The sequence below is a fragment of the Providencia sp. PROV202 genome (assembly GCF_028479565.1).
Classification (GTDB): domain Bacteria; phylum Pseudomonadota; class Gammaproteobacteria; order Enterobacterales; family Enterobacteriaceae; genus Providencia; species Providencia zhijiangensis.
The window spans coordinates 48036-73768 of sequence record NZ_JAMPNV010000001.1; the positions used below are offsets into that span (position 1 = coordinate 48036).

A 25733-nucleotide genomic window follows, 5' to 3' on the forward strand; every position below is an offset into this window, starting at 1 on the left:
TTACTCAATGATTACCAAGGGGTTTTCTTTTCCCATTCAGGGTCAAAACCGCTACAGGCATCCGCGATTTTCAGGTAGTCCGCATAGCTTTCTGCTAATAAGATCGGCGGTACGTTTTTCAGTTCCACATAGCCTCTATCCCATGAACTTTTTTGTGCTTGGTCGAAACTCAAGGAGTACAATACCGCAGGGATATTTTCTTCTGGGACATAGCTACCACTGAATTCCATATATACATAGCAATCTAGGCTGGAGAAATATTTGAAGTAATGACAGAAGCTTCCACCGTCTTCCGCTTGACCGCGCTGATACCCCATTTTGGTTAACACGCCGCGTAAGGTGAAGGTATCCGTTAGCCAGCCTTTTCTATCTTCGATTTCGGTTAGTGTTAACGCCAGATCTGGAATGGTGTGATCCATCTGCGAGAATAGGAATTTAACTTTGTAATCTTTAAAGTGGACAATCCACGCTTTACGGTCTGCATCAGACAGTAACGCCGCATGACCCAGCTTGATGCTGGAATCTGCGCTTAATTCGACTTCATCATCATCGAGGTTCAATAAGCAACCATCATCGGATGGGCGGAATTGGTTGATCACTTGGCCATCTTTCACTTCTAACCAAACCAGTCGTTCAATCAATCCACGCATCACTGGGTGATTTTGAATGTATTCCTGCCAATCTGCAGTACTCCACAGACGCTCTGCACACATCGCTTCATACAGACGCGCAGTCTGTAATTCAATAACTTGCTTAAGCTCTTTTTTGCTGGATGTCAGGAGTTTTTTCGACTCTTTAATCAACTCTTCGTTGTCGGTTTTACGTGCCGCGGGCAACGCTTTAATCTCTTTACCTTCTGGGTTAAATAACACCAGTTTTTGTTGGGCATCGAGTTTAGCAGTAAATGTGCGATCGCCATATTCCAGTACTAAGGTGCCAGTTTCGTCCATACCTGCAGTTGGGATGGTTCTATCTGCCAGTTCATCCGCGCTCCAACCGTTACGCTGCGCAATGTCAGAGACTAATCCGCGAGCTTTTTCTTGGACCGATGCGGTACGATAACGACGCGATAATGACAGTAATAGCTGGATGATCAGCGGATCGTTACTGACGGCAATCGCGTCAATCATCGCTTCAATTTGAGCGCGACGCTGGTAATGGTCTCGCATATAGTTACGCAGCATAGTTACGGCAACATGTCCCTCCACACCACAAATCAGCGCAAGCATCCCTTTTTCACTGATCGCCGAGCCTAAATAACGGCCTAAAACTTCGTTTTTAATTTCGTTGATGGTCTGCTCGAGTGTGAAGTTCTCATACTTGGCATAATATTCTGGCCAGCGTTTTACCCAATCTTGGTAGTTTTTCAAGCGTGATGGAGCGTCTCTTTCGGCTTCTGCCATCGCCGCTTCCAGTGATGGTCCCGCCACATCTTGGCTAATAAAACTATTAAGAATAAAACTGCCTAACTTACGCTGGCTGTCTAATGACAATAAGCTGATATAGCGCTGTAATAGGCCGTTACCCGCTGGCATTTTTAATTTCACCGCGAGAATGATCCACCAGCGGATGATATCCGCATCCACCTTTTTATTATCTTGCCAAGTCATGTCTGGGATGGCATCCAGATCAAACCACGCCATGCTAGCCGGTGCCTTGGCTTTTAAGCCTTTTTGCGCTTCAGCCAACAGAACTTTCGGGGCTAAGTAACCAGAAATATCTTCGCCAAATTGCTCTAACGCCGTTAATAATGCGGCTCTAACCACTTCGCGCTTCTCTTTTTTCAGCAACGCGTACAGCGGTTTTAGTGAATCTGGGTGTTTCAAGCGAGCTAACCATTCGATGGCAGTGACGCGGATCTCTTGTTTACCAGAATCCAATCCTTCGGCCGCATTGACGTGAATGCTTGGTAAGGTTTCCAGTAGTTTTTGAGCGCTTAGACGGTGGGTTTTATTTTCACCCAATGCCAGTTCCATAATGCGAGGAATGAATCGCGCAGGAATGGTTGGGTATTTCCCTAAAATAGTGACTGCATTAGACGCATCATACTCTTGGTAATAACGGTGCCCTTGGTGCTGCGGGATAAGACCCAGCGCTTCACTTAAGAAATCAGGGTACTGCATAAAGAACGGCCAAATTTGTTCCGGTGCTCTAAATAATCCTAATCCATCACTGTATGAACGCAGGCATAAGTCAGCAATTAAGCGGCTCGCATTTTTAAAATGGCACTGCTCAAGCCCTTTTTCTAATTGACGTAAATCGAGCTGCGACAGGATGCGGACGGGAACTTCACGAGTGAGTTGATAGTGAGAAAAATGCTCAACATCAGAGCGGTTATGACTCAGTAAACGCAACGCGTGGAATAGCGTGAATTCCGGTAAATTATTAATGCGCTCTTTGTGCTTGATGACATTATATTCATGATCGGTGATCACCCCGACACCCGAGTTTAATTTAGCGAGTAAACCAGCACACTCATCTTCACTGTGTTGACTGAACTCTTTGTAATGGCGTTGTGACCACGTGTATTTATGCTTTTCTTGCTTATTTTCTTCCAGTTCACGCTCAGCATTTTCTTTCGCTTTTTGCAGCATTTCACGGAAGTTAGATACCAAAATATCGACTGCGCTTGCTGGCAGTGGCGTATCGTCCATCGGGATAACGTCTGGAATTTCTACCGCTTCCACTTCGCTCGCACAATCCATCACATCAAAACGAGAAATCGCACTTTCAATACTCTTGAGGACAGTTTTGTTGGTTTCCACTTTCAATGCCGCTTCAAGAATATCTCTATCTTTACCAATACGGGCAAACAGATCCGCCGCTTGCGTACGCTGTTTCGGTGTTCCTTCAAGCAACACTTTGGTTAAATGGGTTTTAACTGCCTCTTCCGGCAGAATAGACATCACTGGCTCAGCCGCTGAGCGCACGGTTTTCAGTGAACTGGTTGCCAATAACACGAGAATATCGGCAAACACACTATACAGCGCTTCGTCTTTTTTCAGCGTATCAATCAATTGAATCTGACCACAAGCGGATAAATTGCTCAGCAGGCTTTGGCGAATAAAATCTTGCTCAGCAATTAAGTATTCTTTCAAACCTGGAATAGCGAACAATAAAGCCATATTTTCGTAGTGATAATCAGACAGGTTTTGTCGATCAAAAATACCGTATAACAAAGTGTTACCCGCTTGTTCAGCTTCATTTTCCACTAACTGACTGAGCAGATCGTAGTTCCAGTGTTTACGGTGTTCATATTTAGCATGGCGTGAATTTTCAAAGGTGGTTACAAACGCATCACACAGTAAATACAGCATCCAAGACGGTAACTCTGGCGTCAGAATTTTGATATTCACCTCTTGGCAAGCCGCCGCGATCACTTTTGCAAAACGCGCGATCTGTGCTGGCGTAATATCATCACCCACTTTGGAATACAGTTTATGGCGGGCATTCTTACCTTGGCGGATCACTTTGCTATACGAGCCAGCATCAAAACTGTGGCTTCCCCACCACCAATCCACCGTTCCCGGTTTGTCTAATAATATTGTGGCTTTCTCTTTGTCCAACTGCCCCAGTTTCATGAGAATTTCAGGGGATTTACCCTCTATCACATAATCAAAGAGCGATTTGGGTAAACTTTCTTCAAATGCAGCGAAAGGAAGCAGGGATTCTTGTAAATATTGTAATCCTGCGGATTCCCCTTTTTCGCCATAAATAGCCAGAAGGTCAAAGGTAATTTTAGCCATGTTAATTTCCTAAATGTAGTTATATAACAACTTCTTATCATTTTTAGTTATTCATCTCAATTTGATTATTCTTATTCCTGATTATTTAACTTTACTGCTTAATTATTCATCTGGAATTAAATACCAATAATTTAAATATTCCCCCGCTATTTTCCCAATTCTTGCGTCAAATCCTCCCTATTATGGAAGATTGGTCAGTAATATATGACGTTGTGAGCAAAATACCGCCTATAACAATTTTTCCCATTTTTAGACTGATCTGCACAGATATCATCGGCAAATTGACGAAAATTTTTAGTTCATTTAAACAGCAAAAAAGCCATTGACTAAACATGTAGTCTAATATTAGATTAATTGTATAAATCAAATTTCCGAATGAGGAAAATCAATGAGCCAAAATACCGTTTCTACCAATATCGTTTACAGCAATATTGTTTACACTAATGCTTCCCAGTTGATTCCACCAAGAGGGCACTATTCACACACCGTCACGGCGAATGGTTTCGTGTTTGTATCGGGGCAATTGCCCACGGATAGCCAAGGAAATGTGCATGCGGACGCTCCCTTTGCCGAGCAAGCTGAACTGGTATTAGCAAATTTAGAAGCTTGCTTATCTGCCAGTGGTGTCGGTCGGCAACAATTGGTTCAGGTTCGGGTGTATATCGCGGACATGGACAATTGGCCGGTGTTTAATCAAATTTATGCCAATTGGATTGGCGAGTTTCGTCCTGCTCGCGCTGTTGCGGGTGTCCGTGAACTGCATTTTGGTGCGGGGGTCGAAATTGAAGCAACCGCTGTAGCGGCAAGTTCATTGTTATAAAAATCAAGTTATTACCAATCAGCCATTTAATAATGGGGTATATCATGTCTGAATTAACATTACCGACCTATCAAGATGTCGAAGCCGCAGCACAGCGTATTGCAGGTATTGCACACAAAACCCCAGTGATGACGTCCACGACAGTCAACAATGAGTTTGGCGCTGAGTTATTCTTTAAATGTGAAAACTTCCAACGTATGGGGGCATTTAAATTTCGCGGCGCGTTAAACGCCCTTTCACAGCTCACCCCTGCGCAAAAGAAAACGGGAGTTATCGCATTTTCGTCAGGAAACCATGCGCAAGGTATCGCGCTGGCGGCGCAAATTTTGAAGATTCCGGCCACCATTTTAATGCCAATTGACTCTCCAGAAGTCAAAGTTGCCGCCACCCAAGGCTACGGCGCTAAAGTCATCAGATTTGACCGCTATACCCAAGATAGAGAGCAACTCTGTCGAGAGCTAGCTGAAAAAGAGGGATTGACCATCATCCCACCTTACGACCATGTGGATATCATTGCGGGTCAAGGTACTGCCGCGAAAGAGCTGTTCGAGGAAGTTGGCGAGCTTGATGCCTTATTTGTTTGTCTCGGCGGTGGTGGATTACTGTCTGGTTGTGCGTTGGCAGCACGAGCTTTATCACCAAATTGCAAAATTTACGGTGTGGAACCTGAAGCGGGCAATGATGCGCAGCAATCTTTCCGTAGTGGGAAAATCGTGCATATTGAAACTCCGAAAACTATCGCGGATGGTGCTCAAACTCAACATGTTGGAAACTACACATTTGAGCTGATCAAACAGAATGTGGATGACATTTTAACCGTGACCGATGCGCAATTAGTCGATCGCATGAAGTTCTATGCTGAACGCATGAAAATGATTGTGGAGCCGACCGGTTGCCTCTCTTTCGCTGCCGCCTTGAAAATGAAAGAACAGCTGCGCGGCAAACGCATTGGGATTATTATCAGCGGCGGAAATGTGGACATTAAGCGCTTCGCAGAATTAATGTTAGCTTAAGCAATTTATGCCCCTTCTCTATTAGAATTGAAAAAAATAGTTTAATATTTAAAGAGATATCCAAAATAGACGAAGGGGTAGAGTTATGGCTAAGCCACAAGAAAACAGTTTATTGGCACAAATTGAAGCCATAGCACAGGGGTTAAGTGAAACCTTCGCCCCTTTCTGTGAAGTGGTTGTCCATGATCTGAAAAACCCTGAGCATTCGATTATTTCGATTCATAACAATCTATCTGGTCGTAAAGAAGGTCAACCGACAACCGAATTGGGTCTCGCCCGTATTGAATCCGCCGATTTCCCCAATATCATCGCCAATTATGCCAATCAATTTCCAGATGGGCGCCCAGCCAAGAGCACATCCATCGGCATCAAAGATGAAACTGGACAATATGTTGCTGCTTTATGCCTCAATATAGATATGACCCAATTTCGCAGTATGCAAAGCATGCTGTCACAATTTACAGAAGTGGGATGCAGCCCCGTTAAAGAGCATCTGGAACCTAATGGCAGCGAAGCAATCCGTACTCGCATCGATCAATATGCGGCTTCCATTGCCGCCACTCCGCGTACCTTGAAAGCGGATGACCGTGTTGCTTTAATCGAAATTTTACGCAAAGAAGGCCTTCTTGATATTAAAAAATCCATGGATACCATCGCGCAACACCTTGGAGTTTCTCGGGCTTCGGTCTATTTATATGCCAAGAAAGACAGTTAAATGTCCCAAATCGCTTTTTTTGCCAGCATTCATCGATCAATGTTAGGAAGTAGCTCACTTTAAGCGGCAAATAACGTTTTGTGAGATATATGCGCAACTCGATGATTCTTGAAGAGAAAACTCACTCAATATTGAACGCAGCCGCCCTTGCTGAATAGCGGTTCCCATTAAGAAAGCCCCTAATTGGCAAATCCCCTCACCTTCAATACTGGCATCCAAAATTGCCTGTGTGTCATTCAATGTCAGGCGCATATATATTCTTTCCAATGAGTGTAAGGATGGCATGGTCCACTATGGTGCTTTGGGGAATTGCTTATGGTGGCGTATCTGTCACTTTAATGACTTGGATGATGCGTTACAGCGCCCATAATATTGAAGCCACAAGCTCCCTGTATATTGCCTTTTTTAATAGCGGAATCGCCTTAGGCTCTGCGCTTGGCGGTGTTTTCGTCTCACTGTATGGGTTAATTGGCAATTTACATGTTGCGGTATTGTCATTTGTGGCTGCGCTTACGCTGTTAGGGATCAATTATTACCAGAAAAAAGCTCGCTAAGTTCTCTAACAAAGTCGATTTATTATTAATAACTAAAGTAAATGGCGTTTAAATTAGTAACGATTGTTTTTTTTAGCGCTAGCCTTTCTTGCTGAGTTATTGCATAAATAGCTATCACCAAAAATAGGGAAATAAAATGACAAAAACAGCACCATTAACACTGTATTACGATACCTTTGGTCAGCCAGAACACCCAGCAGTCGTACTTATTGCAGGGTTAGGTGGGCATAACATTAGTTGGACATCAGAATTTTGCCAACAAATTGCCGATGCAGGTTTTTATATTATTCGTCCCGATAACCGTGATGCGGGTTTATCGCCACATTTAGATAATTACCCGCCACTAAATATTGGGGAAATGGCTGAGCGCTTACAAAACGGCGAGCATGTCGATGTTCCCTACACCTTATTTGAAATGGCCGATGATATTATCGCCTTGCTAGATAGCTTATCCATTGAGAAAGCCCATATTGTAGGGCGTTCAATGGGGGGCATGATAGCGCAAGTGGTTGCATCAAAAGTTCCGAACCGCACTCTTTCACTTTGCCCAATTATGTCATCAACGGGCAATCCTCAATTGCCGCAAAGCGAGCCGGATGTCATGAAAATGCTAATGTCTCCTAGCGTAGATCCTAAACAAGATTTTGACGGCTATGTTGCTGGGCAACTCGCATTTTACCGTCGTATTGGTTCAACGTGCGTGCCGTTCGATGAAGAAAATTGCCGTGACTATATTACACAAGCATTCCAGCGTAATTACTCCCCTGAAGGAACTAAACGTCAGTTAGCTGCCGTTGCAGTAACGGGTGATTTAAGACCTCTCCTCGGTGCCATCACTGCCCCAACGCTGGTGATCCACGGTTCTATTGACCCATTATTCCCCGTCACTTCAGGTCAAGATATTTTTGATAATATTGAAACGGCAAAATTAGAAGTAATTGAAGGTATGGGGCACGATACGCCAGCCGCATTAAACCCTCAAATTGCTGAAATGATTATTGAGAATATGCGAGAAAGTGAAGTGAATTAATAACGTTAAGTTTGTAAATAAGCGCCTGAATAAAGGCGCTTATTTTATACATTAAATTGTGTATTTATAACCAGCCTTGCTGCTTATGTTGTGCGCAAATTGGGCACAGAGTTTCTTCCGCAGTCCATGCCGAAAAAGGTAATTGGCATTTTTGGCATGCCCCATCGAAATAATGGAAATGCTGTGGTTCGCTATTTTTTGCAACATGAGGATGAACTTGAATTGATTTTGGGAAACAGACCACTTGGCAACTCATACAGCCTGTACAACGCTTATCGTCTAAACTAAATTGATGGTCTTCAAGCTCTATCGCCTGCTCATCGCACACTTTCGCGCACGCGCCACATAAAATGCAGCTCCCCGTATCTAATGCAATATGGAACCAGCTATCTTCAGGATAAAACTGTTTTCTGGCATTCAATCCCGTTTTGACCTTGCCACTGTCTAATGGCTGACTATCTAATTTTTGACGAAAAAGCATTCTACGACGCCCACTGTCCACTTCAGCAGGTTTGGTGATGGTCAAACTCCAAATAGGCTCTTGTAATGCTTCCAATTTTAAATTTAATGCAGCTAAGGCAGGCAACCATTTGTCGACCAGCGGTTCAGGAATTTGTATACCTCGAATGGCATATTGACGATGCCAAACAATCAGTTCTTCAGGGCTGGCGAGAGGTTCATCATGGCTGATAACCAAAAAACCATTTTGGTAGGTTCGTTCATGGGGGGCAATATTATCAATCGCATCGACTGGACAGGTAAACAGGCAGTTACCGCATTGATAACACAGTTCATTATCAATTTTCGCATCCATAAAACCAAAAGAAATCGCGCCCACTGGACAACTGCTCGCACAGTTGTCACAAACACTATTTTTCAAGCGCTTATGGACACACTTTTCATTAATAACAGGTTCTGGAGGAAGATCTAGTTGAATGAACCGCCGCATAATTTATTCGTTTACCTTTAATGTCTACCCTTGATAATTAAGCTTAATCGCTTTCTATCATCTTAATGCAACGGCTTAAAATTAACATGACATAAATTAAAAATTAACGAGATATGATGGCATTACACGCAAAGATACTCACTTGCTCTAGGATTTTATCCAATAAATCTTTATCAATATTTTTTTGATTCAAGCGTTTTAAGAGTGATTTTTTCGCAATCACAAATCCCAAAATTTGCCCAATTAAAGCATGTGCTGAAATAATCGCCGTCGCCTGATCTTCATTCGTAATAAATTGGATAAGTGACGTTAATCGAGAATGAAAAGGCTCAATAAACTCTTTAAAAATAATCTCGGTGTTTTCGGTAGGCTCCAACTGCTCTCTTAGGATTAATATGGAATAATATTCATGCCCCGGCGACAACAACGCTAATCCCAGCCCTTTTATTAATAACCGGAGTAATGATTCAACCTCGGCTACCTCATGGTTTGCCCGTGATTTTAACTGCTCAAACTGCACATCAAATACGCTCACATTGCTCATTTGGGCAAGATCTGCCGCAATTTTATGGATAACAGCTGCATAGACCCCCATCTTTCCACCCATATGATAAGGGATGGCAGATTGGTTAACTCCCGCACTTTCAGCCAGTTGACGAGTTCTTACGCCATTAATACCATAAAGAGCAAACTGTTTGATGCCTTCATTGATTAATTTTTCTTTCGTCAACTCCGAAGAGAGTGTGTTCTTATTTATTTCTGTCATATGCAGCTGAAACCCTAATTACATTAAATGAGACATATTATACGTCGGCACGCATTAAATGCGTCGAATTATTATTTAATTCTATCCCCTTGTCTTTTCCCACAATCACGGTACCGCCTAAATTACATAAATGATAATCAAAGGCACAATTAGGTTCAAACGCAAATGTCATTCCTGCTTTTAAGGCTAATTCACGCCCAGGATTCGGTAACCGGCTTATATACCCATATTTTTGTGCTAATGGTAATATTTCAATTCCGGGAGCCATACCAAAGCCAATTGGTCCATAAGGATTAATGCTATGAATAAGCGGATGAACATGCCAACCTTTTGCCTTTAATAATGGTTGTTCCATCTTGTCCACCAACTCCCCAAAGGTAATGCCTTCTTTGAGATTCTCTACACCTATCTCATAACATTCTCGCGAAACTTGTGCTGCTCGCTCAATATTAGGGTGTATTTTCCCGACCGCCACCGCAGCTTGATGCTGAGTTTCATACATCCCATACAATGCGAAAATTTCAGTTAATACGATATCTCCATATTGTATTTCCCGTGGTTTTTGCGAGCGATATTGCCATGCAGGTTGCCCCCAACCTATATATTCAGGGCCTGACCCCATCAAAATTTCCGCCGTAAATCCCCCCATCGATAAACATGTGGAGGTCACAGCCGCGGCGATATCTGCTTCGGTATTTCCGGGGATAGCTGTTTTACGCATCGCTTCACTCATAGCTTCACCAATCATGGCTGCATGTTTGATATGCGCGATTTCTTCATCACTTTTGACTGAAGCTAATTGGAAAAAGGCTTTATAAACCGGCACAAAACTCACATTCGGTAACTGCTCCTTAATACCAGATAACGTATTAAATGGCATTGCGCCATCGAAATAGAACGGCGGATATGGCTCAAGACCAATTACGCCTATCTGAGCCTTCGTCGATACCCCTAACTGAATCAAAATATTGCCGATATTACGCCCTGTTTTTCCTACCATGATCTGTTCTGGTGAAATCCATTGCATATCATTACGCATAGATGCTTGCATATGATCGGCCACCATCATCGGCGCAAATGTCACCACTATCGGTGCTTTATCTTGGTGGAACAGCACCACAGAGCCCAGCCTGTCATTGGTAAAATAATGGTCGATACAAAATGGCGCGGGCGCAGCCGATTCCCTATCGCCATACACCATCAAAACTTCAAGATCATGCGCTTTCATAATTTGGCGAGCCAAATTCCATCGTCTATCGCGCTCTTGTAAGGTAAATGCAGCGGGTATCATTGAATTCATCATAATTTCCTCGTTTATATTATATTTAATTCATTCGAATGAATTAAATATTGATCGCAATGATACTGAAATCAAATTAATCATGAGCATTAAGTGCTATCTATTGAAAATTACTTGCCAGAAAACGGATAACGAGTTGAAAATACAGCGATAAATAAACCAAGTTCCAATCAAACTTTTTGATCATCATTTGAATAGTTTCGAGTGTATACTAGTGCAATCTCAACGTTTTTAACCCTAACCGATGCCAAATGACATCCCCTACCATTCCCAACCAAAGGTTTGTATATGAATAATTTTGAGTTTTACAACCCAACGCGCATTGTTTTTGGTGAAGGTAAAATCAGTGAATTGGACCGATTGGTTCCCACGAATGCAAAAGTCCTTGTGCTATTTGGCGGTGAAAGTGCTCGCAAGAATGGCACCCTCGATGAAGTTGCTAACGCATTGAAAAATCGCCAAATTGGCTATTTTGGTGGGATTGAAGCTAACCCTCGCTATGAAACTTTAATCAAAGCTGTCGCGCAGATTGAACGCGAAGGTTATGATTTTTTACTGGCCGTTGGCGGTGGATCCGTCATTGATGGCACTAAATTTATCGCTGCAGCAGTCAATTACGCTGGCGATAAATGGGAAGTAGTGACCCGCGGTGGCGCCACTATTGCACACGCATTACCTTTTGGTACAGTGTTGACCCTCCCTGCAACTGGCTCTGAAATGAACAAAGGCTCTGTGATCACCCGTGAGGAATTACATGCAAAATTAGCCTTTATGAGTGACAAAGTTTTCCCACAATTTTCTATTTTAGACCCCGTTAAAACCTACACATTACCGCCTCGCCAAATCAGTAATGGGGTTGTGGATGCGTTTGTACACGTTATCGAGCAGTATCTCACCTACCCTGTGAATGCCAATGTTCAAGATGCATTTGCTGAAGGTTTACTGAGAACCTTGATCGATATTGGTCCGAAAGCCTTAGCAAATCCAACCAATTACGATGTTCGCGCCAATTTAATGTGGACAGCAACATTAGCGTTAAATGGCTTAATTGGTGTTGGCGTACCTCAAGACTGGGCTACCCACATGTTAGGTCATGAAATCACCGTTCTCTACGGTTTAGATCATGCCCAAACCTTAGCCATCATCCTACCGTCCTTAATGGAAGAAAAACTGCCTCAGAAACAAGCGAAAATGGCACAGTATGCGGAACGTGTCTGGGATATCCGTGACGGTAGCGAAAAAGAAAAAGCACTCAAAGCCATTGAATTAACAAGAGACTTTTTCGAATCAATGCAAGTGAAAACACGCTTTAAAGATTATCAGCTCAACCAAGAAATCGTAGAGCCTTTAGTCGAAAGCCTTGTGGCGCATAGCATGGTGACTCTCGGAGAACATCGTGATATTACCCCTGAAGTGAGCCGCCGAATTTATCTCGCTTCATTATAATGACCGCATTTTATTGAAAGGTTGAAGGTTCGAAAGAGCGCATTCCCTTGCGCTCTTTTTTTAATGATTCAACAGGGTTTAAAGTTCGCTTTCGTAACCAACCATTTCAGCAACAACGCAGCACATATCGCCATTACCACATTGAAACCCAAGCTTAAACATGTTGCTTGACGTAAAGTTTCCAGAGAATTTCCATCTTCGAAATGAATCAATCCATACTGTAAGATCACCGAAGCGACCGTCGCACCAACGGCTGCGCCTACTTGCTGTAATGTAGCCGTCAAACCTGATGCCATTCCCGTTTCCCTGTGAGACACTTTGGAAAGAACCAAATTAAGCATCGGTGTCATGATCATGCCTTGAGTAAAGCCAATCGCACATAAAATGGGGGATAACGCCCAAACTCCGGTACCAAGTTGGCCACCACTTAACGCGACGATTAACAAAAGATAGCTTGCCCCATACAGGATAGCTCCCCATAACAGGGTTTTATCTCCCCAACGGTAAACCCATTTGGGTGTCAAAAAAGACGATACAACGAATCCAATGCTGGAAGGAACAAACACCAATCCGGCAATAAGAGGCGTTAAGCCAAACCCATTTTGCAGCAGAATAGAGAGTAACAAAGGAAATGCTGATGATGTTGCATACACACTCATGACGACCATTAGCCCAATAATAAAAGGTATATTGAGCAAAATTCGCATACTGAATAAAGGTGTTAATTGGCGTTTTTCTCGCTCAATTTCGTAATAAACAAAGCCGCCTAAAACCAAACAACCCACAGCGAATAACCCGCTACTCATCATATTCCAGCCCCATACTGGCAACATTAAAAACGGCAATAATCCACAACCAATGCCAACACTGGATAACAGCACACCTAACCAATCAAGATTAACTTGCAGTTTATCCCCTTCGAGTAAATAACGGGAAAACCCTAATGCAATAACGCCAATCGGTAAGTTAACCAGAAAAATAGTTCGCCATCCTAGCCCAAAAAGATCAAGCGTAATTAACCAACCACCCAATGCCTGCCCCGCAATTGCAGCTAAACCTAATGTCATGCCTAAATAACCAAACGCTTTTTTAGCTTGGTATTCTGTAAAGTTAATCCGAATACTGGAATACACCTGCGGGAAAAGTAGCGCGGCAGATAATCCTTGAATAAGACGAGCGACAACGAGCAATGTGGCAGTCGGTGCAAGCGCACATAATAATGATGAAAATACAAACCAAAACATTCCAACCCGATATAGCGTTCGCTTACCAAAAACATCTCCCAGTCGTCCCCCTGTGATCAGCAATAAACCGAAAGCTAGCTCATAACCGACAATAATTAGCGTTAATTCTGTCAAATTAGCATTTAACGATTTCTCGATACTCACGATGGCGACATTCACCACAAACAGGTCAAATATGGTGACAAACCCGGCCAATAATAAAACACCTAATGCCGCTTTTTGTTGTTGATTCATAGTACACTCATTAACCAATACAGATGAATAAATGAGGACTATAATCAACCTATTATCCTGTTACAATTTAACCATTTATACTATTACTAAAAGTATTAGGCTATGAAAAATAGACAACGAACTCGCCCTGAACTTGCCAATTTTTTAAAAAACAAACGTGAAAGCGTATCGCCAGAACAGGTAGGTTTGCCCTGCTCCACGCGCCGCCGTACTCCAGGATTACGCCGAGAAGAAGTCGCTGCATTAGCGGGAGTTGGGCTAACTTGGTATACGTGGCTAGAACAAGGGCGTGAAATTGGCGTTTCTAATCAATTTTTAGACAGCCTTTCTCAGGCATTACGTTTGAATAGCGCAGAACGCCAGCATTTGTATCTGCTTACTCAAAACCGTGAACCAAGAGCTTCAGCGAATACTGAGCATACGGTTCCTCCTGCAATTTCACGATTAATCGCAGATTTTCCGAGTCACTATTTATGCTATGTGCTCAATCTGCACTGGGATGTATTGGCCTATAACTCACAAGCAGACGAACATTTCCATTTCTCAGAAGCCGAACCTTACTACCGTAATTTTTTGTATTTATTGTTTATGGATCCGCGTTATCAAGAGCGATTTGCAAACTGGTCACAGGTCGCACAGCAACTATTAGCCAGTTTCCGCCGAGATTATGCACGCACCAAACACGATCCTAATATTAAAAAACTCATTGAAACGTTAAGTACAGAATCATCGACATTCTATGATTTATGGCATCGCCATGAGATTTACCAGCCGTGTACTGGAGTCCGAGATATTATTTATCAAGGTCGCGCTCAGCAATATGATTACACCTCGCTGACTTTTGATATTGAGAAAGGCAACCGACTCTTGGTTTATATGCCAATTAAATCGGATGATGAGTCAATAATTAATTGATTTTTTATGCAGTTAAGCTGATAGCAGATAACTCTACTATCTGTTCCGTCGCTATCTTTAGCCAGATAATTGGTTGGCAATGGCACAATAGCATGATCAAAATATTGTTTTGATTTCCCTCCCTAATAACCCGTTTCTTAGTGCCGTAATTTTATGTATTTTATATAACAAAATTACATAAAACATTTTTATAACAATCGTTTTTATAGCTATCGTTTTTATAACAACCATTTTTATAACAACAATGTACTCCTAGGTCGTGAGCCATGTTTTCTAAGTCCAATATCTCGAATACTGCCCTGCTCGCGTCTTCGCTGCTATTAACCATCGGGCGCGGTGCCACATTACCATTTATGGCGATCTATCTGACACGCCAATACCATATGGCGATCGATATCGTCGGTGTTGCTATGACTATCGCCTTAACGGTCGGTGTGTTATTCAGTATGGGATTTGGCATGTTGGCGGATAAAGTCGACAAAAAACGCTGCATGCTTATTGCCGTGATCGCCTTCATTTGTGGATTTATCGCAATTCCGCTCATGAACAATGCACTATTGGTGATTATATTTTTCTCACTAATTAACTGCTCTTATTCGGTTTTTTCGACTGTTTTAAAAGGCTATTTTGCAGATACGTTGTCATTATCCTTAAAGACTAAAGTATTTTCGCTCAATTACACCTTTATTAATATCGGTTGGACGGTCGGGCCACCAATGGGCACATGGTTATTAATGTACAGCATTAATTTACCTTTTTGGCTAGCAGCAGTTTCCGCCGCCGCCCCAATCTTTTTTATCCAGCGGTTTGTTCAAAGCACCAAACCTGCTAGCCATGTTGATGGTCAACCTCGAGTGTGGAACCCCAAAGCAATGCTCCACGACCGTGCATTGGCTTGGTTTATTCTCTCCACTTTTCTTGGTTCACTTGTATTTGGCTCTTTTACCACGTGGATCTCCCAATATGTGATCACTGTAGCTAACAGTGATTTTGCACAAGCGGTGATTGGCGTGATTTTACCCGTCAACGCCGTCGTCGTTGTTACATTGCAATACACGGTTGGCAAACGCATTACGCAGGATAATTTAAGACGCTTAATGACCATTGGTAGCATATTCTTTTTAGGGGGATTAGCGGTCTTTATGGGATCTGGAGATAACCTCTACTTATGGGCGCTAGGCTCATTTATCTTCACTTTGGGTGAACTGATTTACGCGCCAGGCGAATATATGTTAATTGACAGCATTGCCCCAGAAGGCATGAAATCCAGCTATTTTTCTGCTCAAGCGTTGGGGTTACTTGGCGGGGCATTTAACCCAATGATGACGGGTTTCGTTCTGACTGAACTTCCTCCGTATTTTATCTTTATTATCTTAATGGTGGTGACAGTGCTGGCATGGTTAAGTATGCTTAACGGCATGCGAATTAAAAATAAACAAACTCTCGCATTATAAATAATCATTGCGATAAACGTGACCTGCAGTCCAAGTGATCTTCCTTATGTTTAATTGCCCGCTAATGCCTAACATTAGCGGGTTTCTTTTTTTTATTTCCGCCCTATTTCAGCATGCTCATTTTTAAAGTTTCCCCGAGAATTTTTATCGCGTTGCGCCGTCTTGGGATCAGTTCTAAAGCATAGTTAATACGCAGATGGTTTGGGTAACAATCGCCTGTAGCAAAGTGGGCACCCGTCAATACCGTCACTTTATTGCGATGCAAAATCTCCATCAATTTCGACGTATCTGTGGCAGGATGCTCGACCCATAATGAAAATCCACCTTGAGGGCGAGAAATTCGAGTATTAGCAGGAAAATGTGTTTCAACTAATTCGCGATATTGGCACTGTAATTCACGATATTGCTGACGCATTCGGCGTAAATGCAAAAAATAGTGCCCTTCTTTTAAGAAATTACTCATCACTTGCTGCATAAAAACTTCGCCAGAACAATGCGATAAGTATTTTAAGTGCATAACTTTCTCTTTGTATTTACCGGGGATGATCCACCCCGTCCGTGTTCCCGGTGCAACGGTTTTAGAAAATGAACTGCACAGAATCACATGACCTTCGGTATCCAGAGATTGGATCGTTGACGGTCGCGGATAGGCATAAGCAAGAGGTGCTAGGCAATCATTCTCGATAACTGTACCTTGATATCGATTAGTCATCTCGAGCAACCTTTGCTTATTCTTTTCCGGCATAATACTGCCCATCGGGTTATTGCACGTCGGCGTGACCACCACCGCTTTGACCTGCCAACATTGGAAAGCTTCTTCTAACCTATCCAAGTTAATCCCTGTTTGGGGATCAACGGGAATTTCGATGATTTTACGGCCCAGCCCATAAAGCGTTTGCAATAATCCAGGAAACGTCGGTGATTCAACAGCAACCACATCATTAGCTTGTGTACATGCTTGAATTGCAATAGAAAGTGATTGATGGGCACTGGTAGTTGTCACGATATCATCGGGGGTAAATGACTGACGATAATCGGACACATGATAGATTTGCTCCCTGACTGCTGCTAACCCTTGTAAGCTATCATACTCAAGTGTTAGCGGATTACGACGTCGTGCCACCATGTTCATTTCTTGCCATAGCGGTTCTAAGGTTTTATCTGCAATATTAGGTACCGCACACGATAATGATGTGACTCCTGCACGCTCTTCAACACGCAGGAAGTCCATCGTCGGGTTCCATTTATCAATATGAACAGGCTTTTGAATATAGTTAGCCACTTTAGGCAATGGTGCTGTGGCCTTTTCAGGGATCACAAAATAACCCGATTTCGGTACTGCATAAATGAGCTGACACCGTTCCAGTTCACGATAAGCCAGTTGAGCCGTGGTGATGCTCACATCATGGCAGCGACTAATATCACGTACCGACGGCATTTTCTCCCCACCAAGAAATTCCCCTCGATGGATTTTGCTCTGCAGCATTTGGGCTATTTGTTTATAGAGCATCGCACTCATTTCCTTAAGATCGAATCCCGTATCTGTAATGTAATACAGATTTCGCCGAGATGATCTGTATTTTACAAAAAAGTCAATCTGTCACTTTTTTAAGTCAATTACTCATGCGAAGCTAAATAAACAAAATACAGCAATAGGATTTTATTTATGGAATATGAAAAAAACATAAAGGGCAAACCATACCCGAAATTTATATTAGTTCAACCCATCACCTTCATATTTCGGTGGATAACATCATTATTTATAAGGAAAAAATATGAAAGATATAAAAACCAAAAAATCTAAGGGTATATTTAAAAAAACCAAAACGATTTTAATTAAATTAATTTTTGAAGGATATAAAACAGAAACTGCACACTATAATAAATAGCAAAAGATAATTTCACTTCAAAATAAACTATCTAATTAGAGAATATATATGCTTTTTATATTAAAAATTGCTGCGACAATAGCAATCTTGGCGCAGCTTTATTCTTTTTCAAAACAGGCTTTATTATTTTTTCGCTGATTCTTTTAGCAATAATGCGCGCTTGCGATCGATCCCCCAGCGATATCCCGATAATCCACCATCCGTTCTCACCACTCGATGGCATGGGATTGCCACCGCTAGCATATTCGCACCACATGCATTCGCCACAGCTCTAAACGATTTAGGTGCCCCCATCTTTTCTGCAATTTCACGATAGCTCACCGTTTTCCCTGCAGGAATGTTTCTTAACACTTGCCACACTCGTTGCTGAAATGCAGTTCCTCGAATATCCAAAGGAAGGTCAAAACCTATTTCCGGAGCTTCAATAAACCCAATGACTTTAGAAACCACTTGGTCGAATGCTTTATTTCCACCAATTAACTGAGCATGGGGAAATTTATCTTGTAAGTTATTTAGTAATTGCTCAGGGTCATCGCCGAATAAAATTGCACAAATGCCTATCGGACTTTGTGCAACAAGTACATTTCCAAGCGAACAGACCGCCAGCGCAAAATAGATTTGGCTCCCTTCACCACCGGATTTCCATGCCGTCGGCGTCATGCCCAATCGCGAATTTGCCGTTTCATAAAAACGACTGTTCGAATGAAAACCCGCATCATAAATGGCATCAGTGATCCGCTCATTTTCCTGTAATTGTGCTTGTACTTTCTGATGAAGATGAGCATCACGATAGGCTTTAGGCGTTAACCCAGTTTGTAATTTAAATAATCGATGAAAATGAAACGGGCTTATTCCGACATAATCAGCTAACTCAGCCAATGTATATTTCTGGGTGTTTTGCTCAATATACCGACAAGCAAGCTCAATTTTTTCTTGATAAAACTGAGCTTGCTGTGACATTTCATGACGACGACGTTTTCCCGAATGAAACCCCTGTTTTATCGCTTGCTCTTCATTATCAAAAAACAGCACATTATCTCTCTTCGGTAATCGTCCCGCAGCGGATGGATGGTTATAAAGTTTCGATGTTTTCACACCATACACAAAATAACCATCTGCGGCTTTATCTCGTAGTTTCAGCGCATTCCAGCGCTGCTCATCTGTGACCCATTGATTTTTCGTCGACATATATTTAACCCTTTACTGATTTCACCGTGATCAGTATCTCTGGTTATTATATGCCGAACACTCTAAACCTTGCTTTTTAATTCGCGTTACAAACCATTTCCTGCGTTTGTGTTTCACTGTTTTTTCGACGTACGATCAGCAGAATTACCATAAACCCGATTATCGCCAATAATGCCCCCATAAAACTCATCGTCGTGTAGCTGTAACCATGAGATAAAATCGCCGCACCGACAGCCGCCCCAATGGCATTTCCCAAATTAAATGCGCCAATATTCACAGAAGATGCTAGCGCTTGTGCGCCAACGGCCGCATTCATCACTAAAATTTGAATGGGTGGAACAAGTGCAAAACTAACAATACTCCAGAATAATAAACCCACGGTAGCCCCAGCGATATTTGTCGCAATGATCGGGAACATCACCATGCTTATTGCCGATAATACAAACAAAGTTAATAAAGTTGGATATAAGTTTTTATCCGCAAAATAACCACCAAGATAATTACCGATACTAAAACCAACACCAATGACCATTAACATCATTGTAATTGTCTGGTCTGATGCCTGAATGAAACTCATCAACATTGGTGTTATAAACGTATATAAGGTAAACATTGCACTTGCTCCGAGTACCGTCGATAACATACCTAACATCACTAATGGGCGTCTTAAAATACGCAATTCATTTTTAACGTTAACCTGGCTACCTTGTAAATGCGCAGGAATAGCAAAAATTAAACTGGCGATCGTGAGCAAGCCAATACCCGAAATTAAATAGAATGCCTCACGCCAGCCGATTAATTGCGTTATTTTAGTGACTAATGGCACTCCACCAATACCCGCAATGGTCAACCCCATAAACATCGCTGCAATCGCACTCGCTTGTTTACCTGCTGGAACTACGCTGGCCGCCACAATGGCACCTAAACCAAAAAATGCACCGTGGTTTAGGCTAGTAATCAACCTTGAAAGTGACAGCGTCACCAAGTTAGGCGCTAAACCCGATAATAAATTCCCCACGGTGAAAATAGCCATTAAAAAAACCAACGCAACCTTTGGACGCTTACTCACTAATAATAACGTCATGATCGGTGCTCCAATCATCACCCCCAGCGCATAAATCACGACAATCGCGCCAACAGAAGGAATACTTTCGTTAAGATTTTCAGCGATATAGGGAAGCATTCCCATCGGAGAAAACTCAGTAATACCAATGGCGAATGCCCCAACAGATAACGCGAGCAATGCAGTATTTATTCTCATTTTTATACCTTATAAACCAATCTCAATTGACCGGCGGCAATTCTTCCATATTGAAAGAGGTTGAAAAACCCATTATGGTGAGAATAACTTTTGCGAGAAATGCAATAATGAAAATTACACTAGAAGAGCTCCAGACATTTATCAGCGTGGTCGATTACGGCTCCATTACAGCGGCAGCCGACCAGCAATGTATGACGATATCCACCGTTAGTCGTGCATTATTGCGTTTAGAAGAGAAAGTGAAAACCACACTACTTTACCGAACCACTCGCGCCATCAAACTCAGTGATGAAGGTGCTGCATTTTTGCAAAAAGCGCGAGAAATAGTTCGACTAGCTCAAGAGGCCGAGGATTTGCTATCCGCTCGCCAATCGATTCCATCAGGTAAGCTACGCATCGATGCATCTACCCCGTTTTTAACCCATGTTATCGCTCCGCTGATCCCACTATTTTATGAACGGTACCCCCAAGTTGAGTTAGAAATAAATAACTATGAAGGTGTGACAAACCTATTAGAGAAAAAAACGGATGTGGCGTTTAGAATTGGCACATTAAAGGATTCTTCACTCAGTGCAACACTATTGGGTTATACCCAGAAAAGGCTAGTTGCTAGCCCCGCTTACTTAGAAAAATATGGAATACCGGAAACGATAGAAGATCTCCATAAGCATTGCTTACTCGGTTTCACAACACCTGAGTCATTAAATTATTGGCCACTCGAAAACGCCGATGGCAGTTTACTCAAAATTACCCCCCATATCGCCTGTACCAGCGGCGAAGTCCTGCATCATTTAGCGCTACAAGGAACGGGTATTCTCTCTTCTTCCGATTTTGTAAGCTTAGATGCTTTTGCCAATGGCGGGCTTGTGAAGGTGCTAGAACAAAAAACGATAACAATGAAACAGCCGATTAATGCTGTCTATTATCGTAACCAAGCCGTTTCACCAAGGCTTCGCTGTTTTATTGATTTTATTAAAAAACATTCGACAAAAATCGATCCGAGTTAATTCTTATTTACTCGTTTTCTAAACTCACTTAATGTCGCGCCAGTATGCCGCTTAAAATAGCGGCATAAATACGAGGTATCTTCAAAATTTAATTCATCAGCAATCCCCTGAATGGTGAACGTCCCTCTCTCTAACAGAGCTTTAATTTCTAAAACCACTTGCCTATCGATCAGCGCCTTGGGCGGGTCATTGAAAAAATCCTTCACAATTTGCGATAAATAAAACGGTGTAATCGCAAGTTGATTCGCATAGAACTTAACCTCTCTTTGCTGTTTACAATGTTGGGTTATTAACGCCCAAAATTGCCAACATAATTGTGATTTACGGCTACGCTCATCTACAGCATGAGATTCGGCATAATCGACCTGATTTGCAATTTCTAAAAAGAGATTTTGTAAATGTTGGCGTAATTGTAATTTTCCATACTCCGCACGTTCTTGTTGGTAATACAAAAATAACTGATACCAATGTGAAAATAGTGTGGATTGTGCCAATGACATCGATAAGCGAGGTTGAAAATTAAAATAGGCAAACAATGAATTAGGTAAAACAAATGCGATATCGGTGGCAAACGTCTTATCAATATGGATGTAATCAATAATAAAATTCCGAGAACGCTTTTGTAGCATAACAAAAGTGTCGTCATACAAAACAAAGAGCTCATTTCTGCGTAAGGCATAGCGCTTAAAATTAATATTGAAAATCCCAACCCCTTGCCTACAAATACATAGCGTCACATAGTCTGGAGACAATACTGTATTTTGCCATCCTTCCAGTGTCGTCGAGCCAATGCTGACTACCCCTTCCCATACAGATTGATGCTGCTGTAGCTCTTTCATGTTTAATACCTTCACATTTCACCCACGCATTAGCTTTATTGCACTATTCTACACAGTTTCTCTCAAAAATTAGTTTTCAAAAGTACCCAAAATACCGAAATTTAACCATTATAAAAAGCAAATAAATACCTAAAATAAGAGGCGTGACTATTAAGGTAAGGCAATTAAGAGAAAACAATATGATTCTATATACACAAAGGCTGATTTTACGCCCTTGGAATATTACTGACGCGGCAGACCTTTATCATTATGCAAAAGACGAACGCATCGGCCCTATTGCAGGCTGGCCGCCTCACCAAAGTGTCGAAGAAAGTGCGGAAATTATTCAATCCATTTTCATGCGTGATGGTGTATTTGCCGTTGCATTAAAAGAAGACAATAAAGCTATTGGCTTGATTGGTTTATCTATCGGAAAAGAGAGTAATTTTCCAATTGGAGACAACGATGCAGAAGTGAGTTATTGGATAGGTGTACCATTTTGGGGAAAAGGTTTCATTCCTGAAGCAATCAGAGAAATCATGCGACATGGATTTAAAAATCTCAAACTGGATAATTTATGGTGCGGTTATTTCCAAGGCAATCAACAATCTAAAATTGCTCAAGAAAAATGTGGCTTTCAATATTATGCGACATTAGGCCCACAATTTATTGAGCTTATTGGCGAGACAAAGACAGAAGAAATTAGTCGTATCACTTATCAGCAGTGGCAATCTCAAGTTTAATTTCTCTTATTACGCTATCTCCCAAAGATAGCGTACCCTTCAATACCATAATCTTGCAGATTATCTGACTTTAAGCATGGATTTTGTAACAATCTACTGCAATATAATGAAAATATCCGACAGCCCACTTCCATCAATGCTATGATTTCCTGATACTTACAAACTACACGTCATACAATAAAAATATCCAAGGTAAACACATGCACGACTATGGTATTTGGACAATTATTACGCCAATTGTCACTATCCTTTTGGCTATTCTCACTCGACAGGTGATGCTTTCATTAATGCTCGGTATTTTAGTCGGTTTTACCGTCATTAATGACCACAATGTATTACTCGGTATTCGCGGAACGGTGGATGGCATCATCGATACATTTTCTTCTGCTGGCAATACTCGCACCATCGTCTTTATGGTTATGATTGGTGGGATCATGCGCCTAGTGGTCGTCACAGGTGGCGTTCGAGCATTAGTTCAGTTACTGACAAATAAAACAAAATTAATTAAGAATAGAACGGCGACACAATTACTTGCCATTGTCATCACTGCCTTAATTTTTATTGAAAGTTCCATTAACCAACTAGTCGCGGGAGCATCCACTAAGAATTTAGCCAGACAATATGGCGTCGCCCCAGAAAAGATGTCCTATCTTATTCAAACAGCCTGTGTTTCCGTTTGTTCATCCGCCATTATAAATGGTTGGGGTGCGGTGATTATGGGCCTCATTGGTGTGCAAATTTCCCAAGGTCTTATTTCAGGTGAACCCTTCGATATTTTGATTAAATCTATCGGCTACAACTTAATGGCATGGCTATCATTGGCCACCATTTTATTCTATGTGTTCACCAATATTTCGTGGGGACCAATGAAAAAAGCCGAAATGAAATATCAAGAAAATTTCATGGCAGGAAAATTAGCCGAGTCTTCGCTTAAAAATGAAGAAGAAGAGATTATTGAACATCCAAATGCCCATTCAGCCTTGAACTTTTTCATCCCTATTCTTTCGACTGTTTTAATGGTTCCTGTTGCCTTATATATCACAGGTGATGGTGATTTCAGCAAAGGGAGCGGCTCAACATCCGTTTATTGGGGCGTTATGTTCGGTACCGCAGTTTCTTTTTGTTGGTTTATCGGAAGAAAGCTATTAAATATTGATAGCTTCTTTAAAGAGCTATTTATTGGCTATGCCAGCATGTTAAAAATCAGCTCAATTATGATTTTAGCTTTCCTCATGGGAAATGTATCTTCTGAACTGAATACTGGCGCCTATATTGCTGAGGTTACCCAAGGTATTATGGCACCCGGTTTTTCTATCGGTTTTATCTTTATCATTAGCGCCATTATGTCGCTGGCTACGGGCACCTCATGGGGAACCTTTGCCATTATGATCCCGATTGGTGTCCAATTAGGGTTATCCGTCGGTATGCCAATTGAATATATGATTGGCGCAGCCATTTCAGGATCTATTTTCGGTGACATGACCTCACCTATTTCTGCAGATGCCATTGTTGCCTCTATGGCCACTGATTGTGATCATATTGAACATATCCGTACTCAAATGCCTTATGCATTAGTCACAGCAAGCTTCGTACTTGCCATTTATCTCTATTTAGGCTTTACCAATTAATACAGGGGAATTTAGATGTCTCTTCAACAAAAATTAACTCAATTCGCAAAAGTTGACTTGCTTAAAGCATCGACCCCATTGAATCGACTCGATAATTTATCGCGTTTGTATGGCCGAGAAATCTACATTAAACGCGATGATATGACACCGTTGGCAATGGGCGGAAATAAGCTGCGTAAACTCGAGTTTTTAATGGCGGATGCCCTAGCCCAAAATGCAAAGATTATTGTAACTGCGGGTGCAATTCAATCTAACCATGTTCGCCAAACTGCTGCTGTTGCTGCCATATGTGGGCTAAAATGTGTCGCTCTATTAGAAAATCCCATTCAAAGTGAAGACAGTAATTTCCTGCATAATGGAAATAAATTACTGACCGACTTATTTGGCACTCAATGCGTCATGTGTGACGAATTAACCGATCCACAAGCACAAATGGCAGAGTTAATTAAATCGTTAGACTTGCAAGATGCTTATATTGTCCCTGTCGGCGGCTCCAACGGTTTGGGCGCGCTAGGTTATGTTCAATGCGCGATTGAAATTGCCCAACAAAAACCTACCAATATTGAATTTGATAAAGTGATTGTAGCTTCCGGTAGCGCGGGAACTCACGCAGGTTTAGCAATTGGCTTACAAGAATTACTCCCTGCTTCACAACTCATTGGTGTCACCGTTTCTCGTAAACAACAAGATCAAGCGCCAAAAGTTGAAAAACTGCAAAATGAGTTAGCAGAATTACTGCAAATTAAAAAAACACCTGAAATTACACTTTGGGATGATTTCTTCGCACCAATGTATGGCATGCCAAATCGTGGTGGTTTAGATGCAATAGCGTTATTAGCTCAAAAAGAAGGGATCCTTCTTGACCCCGTTTATACGGGAAAAGCAATGGCGGGTTTAATTGATTATTTAGACAACTCCACTGAAAAAACACCGGTATTATTTGTCCATACTGGCGGAGCTCAAGCCCTGTTCGCTTATTCAGAAATCAACAAAACTATTAAATAATGAATATC

The 25733-nt window shown here is 41.9% G+C and carries 22 protein-coding genes; 12 read left to right on the forward strand and 10 right to left on the reverse strand.

Annotated elements, in window-relative coordinates; genetic code table 11:
• Positions 1-11 precede the first annotated feature (11 nt).
• Positions 12-3746: a DUF4132 domain-containing protein gene (locus tag PR799_RS00235; protein WP_272520962.1), complete on the reverse strand. Its 3735-nt coding sequence runs from the start codon at positions 3744-3746 to the stop codon at positions 12-14.
• 388 nt (positions 3747-4134) lie between these two features.
• Here PR799_RS00235 and PR799_RS00240 point away from each other — a divergent pair, with 388 nt between their 5' ends.
• The 3 genes from PR799_RS00240 (at position 4135) to PR799_RS00250 (ending at position 6294) form a co-directional block, all read left to right on the forward strand.
• Positions 4135-4566 carry a RidA family protein gene (locus PR799_RS00240; protein ID WP_272520963.1) on the forward strand — a complete coding sequence of 144 codons (432 nt, stop codon included), beginning with the start codon at positions 4135-4137 and terminating at the stop codon, positions 4564-4566.
• Positions 4567-4610: 44 nt separating this feature from the next.
• Positions 4611-5579, forward strand: a complete 969-nt coding sequence (locus PR799_RS00245; RefSeq protein WP_272520964.1) for a threo-3-hydroxy-L-aspartate ammonia-lyase — start codon at positions 4611-4613, stop codon at positions 5577-5579.
• Positions 5580-5664: 85 nt separating this feature from the next.
• Positions 5665-6294 (forward strand): helix-turn-helix transcriptional regulator, encoded by a 630-nt coding sequence (locus PR799_RS00250; protein ID WP_272520965.1) that lies wholly within the window; start codon positions 5665-5667, stop codon positions 6292-6294.
• Positions 6295-6348: 54 nt separating this feature from the next.
• Here PR799_RS00250 and PR799_RS00255 read toward each other — a convergent pair whose 3' ends face one another.
• A complete protein-coding gene (locus tag PR799_RS00255; protein WP_272520966.1) occupies positions 6349-6546 on the reverse strand; it encodes a hypothetical protein in 198 nt (65 codons plus the stop codon).
• Positions 6547-6572: 26 nt separating this feature from the next.
• On the opposite strand from PR799_RS00255, the gene PR799_RS00260 reads away from it, so the two are divergent.
• Both PR799_RS00260 and PR799_RS00265 read left to right on the forward strand, forming a co-directional pair.
• Complete coding sequence (locus PR799_RS00260) at positions 6573-6848, forward strand: MFS transporter (protein ID WP_154626912.1); 276 nt, start codon at positions 6573-6575, stop codon at positions 6846-6848.
• A gap of 136 nt (positions 6849-6984) precedes the next feature.
• Positions 6985-7878, forward strand: a complete 894-nt coding sequence (locus PR799_RS00265) for an alpha/beta fold hydrolase (protein ID WP_154603808.1) — start codon at positions 6985-6987, stop codon at positions 7876-7878.
• A 64-nt stretch (positions 7879-7942) separates the two neighbouring features.
• Here the strand turns inward: PR799_RS00265 and PR799_RS00270 are convergent, their stop codons facing one another.
• From PR799_RS00270 to PR799_RS00280, 3 genes are all read right to left on the reverse strand, one after another.
• Positions 7943-8827, reverse strand: a complete 885-nt coding sequence (locus PR799_RS00270; RefSeq protein WP_272520967.1) for a 4Fe-4S binding protein — start codon at positions 8825-8827, stop codon at positions 7943-7945.
• 103 nt (positions 8828-8930) lie between these two features.
• Entirely contained in the window at positions 8931-9593 is a 663-nt protein-coding gene (locus PR799_RS00275; protein WP_154626906.1) for a CerR family C-terminal domain-containing protein, read from the reverse strand.
• Positions 9594-9630: 37 nt separating this feature from the next.
• The gene (locus PR799_RS00280; protein ID WP_272520968.1) at positions 9631-10896 is read right to left on the reverse strand and encodes a M24 family metallopeptidase; all 1266 of its coding nucleotides are present in this window, start codon (positions 10894-10896) and stop codon (positions 9631-9633) included.
• Positions 10897-11181: 285 nt separating this feature from the next.
• Between PR799_RS00280 and PR799_RS00285 the strand changes: the two genes are divergently transcribed.
• Complete coding sequence (locus PR799_RS00285) at positions 11182-12339, forward strand: iron-containing alcohol dehydrogenase (RefSeq protein WP_272520969.1); 1158 nt, start codon at positions 11182-11184, stop codon at positions 12337-12339.
• A gap of 68 nt (positions 12340-12407) precedes the next feature.
• Here the strand turns inward: PR799_RS00285 and PR799_RS00290 are convergent, their stop codons facing one another.
• The gene (locus PR799_RS00290) at positions 12408-13817 is read right to left on the reverse strand and encodes an MFS transporter (protein WP_272520970.1); all 1410 of its coding nucleotides are present in this window, start codon (positions 13815-13817) and stop codon (positions 12408-12410) included.
• A 102-nt stretch (positions 13818-13919) separates the two neighbouring features.
• Here PR799_RS00290 and PR799_RS00295 point away from each other — a divergent pair, with 102 nt between their 5' ends.
• Positions 13920-14732 carry a helix-turn-helix transcriptional regulator gene (locus tag PR799_RS00295; protein WP_272520971.1) on the forward strand — a complete coding sequence of 271 codons (813 nt, stop codon included), beginning with the start codon at positions 13920-13922 and terminating at the stop codon, positions 14730-14732.
• Positions 14733-14998: 266 nt separating this feature from the next.
• On the forward strand, positions 14999-16186 hold the full coding sequence (gene ydeE / locus PR799_RS00300) for an efflux MFS transporter YdeE (RefSeq protein ID WP_272520972.1): 1188 nt from the start codon (positions 14999-15001) through the stop codon (positions 16184-16186).
• Between the two features lie 103 nt (positions 16187-16289).
• Here ydeE and PR799_RS00305 read toward each other — a convergent pair whose 3' ends face one another.
• The 3 genes from PR799_RS00305 to PR799_RS00315 all read right to left on the reverse strand — a co-directional run bounded on the left by PR799_RS00305 (position 16290) and on the right by PR799_RS00315 (position 20524).
• A complete protein-coding gene (locus tag PR799_RS00305) occupies positions 16290-17696 on the reverse strand; it encodes an aminotransferase-like domain-containing protein (protein ID WP_272520973.1) in 1407 nt (468 codons plus the stop codon).
• Between the two features lie 502 nt (positions 17697-18198).
• Entirely contained in the window at positions 18199-19263 is a 1065-nt protein-coding gene (ada, locus tag PR799_RS00310) for a bifunctional DNA-binding transcriptional regulator/O6-methylguanine-DNA methyltransferase Ada (protein ID WP_272520974.1), read from the reverse strand.
• 76 nt (positions 19264-19339) lie between these two features.
• Positions 19340-20524, reverse strand: a complete 1185-nt coding sequence (locus PR799_RS00315) for an MFS transporter (protein ID WP_272520975.1) — start codon at positions 20522-20524, stop codon at positions 19340-19342.
• A 107-nt stretch (positions 20525-20631) separates the two neighbouring features.
• Here PR799_RS00315 and PR799_RS00320 point away from each other — a divergent pair, with 107 nt between their 5' ends.
• Positions 20632-21531 (forward strand): LysR family transcriptional regulator, encoded by a 900-nt coding sequence (locus tag PR799_RS00320; protein ID WP_195848218.1) that lies wholly within the window; start codon positions 20632-20634, stop codon positions 21529-21531.
• On the opposite strand, the gene PR799_RS00325 is transcribed toward PR799_RS00320, so the two are convergent.
• Entirely contained in the window at positions 21528-22370 is an 843-nt protein-coding gene (locus tag PR799_RS00325; protein ID WP_154626888.1) for an AraC family transcriptional regulator, read from the reverse strand. The genes PR799_RS00320 and PR799_RS00325 overlap by 4 nt on opposite strands.
• Before the next feature lie 179 nt (positions 22371-22549).
• Here PR799_RS00325 and PR799_RS00330 point away from each other — a divergent pair, with 179 nt between their 5' ends.
• The 3 genes from PR799_RS00330 (at position 22550) to PR799_RS00340 (ending at position 25725) form a co-directional block, all read left to right on the forward strand.
• Positions 22550-23092 (forward strand): GNAT family N-acetyltransferase, encoded by a 543-nt coding sequence (locus PR799_RS00330; RefSeq protein WP_272520976.1) that lies wholly within the window; start codon positions 22550-22552, stop codon positions 23090-23092.
• 200 nt (positions 23093-23292) lie between these two features.
• Positions 23293-24720 carry a Na+/H+ antiporter NhaC family protein gene (locus PR799_RS00335; protein WP_272520977.1) on the forward strand — a complete coding sequence of 476 codons (1428 nt, stop codon included), beginning with the start codon at positions 23293-23295 and terminating at the stop codon, positions 24718-24720.
• A gap of 15 nt (positions 24721-24735) precedes the next feature.
• Positions 24736-25725, forward strand: a complete 990-nt coding sequence (locus PR799_RS00340; RefSeq protein WP_272520978.1) for a D-cysteine desulfhydrase — start codon at positions 24736-24738, stop codon at positions 25723-25725.
• Positions 25726-25733: the final 8 nt, after the last annotated feature.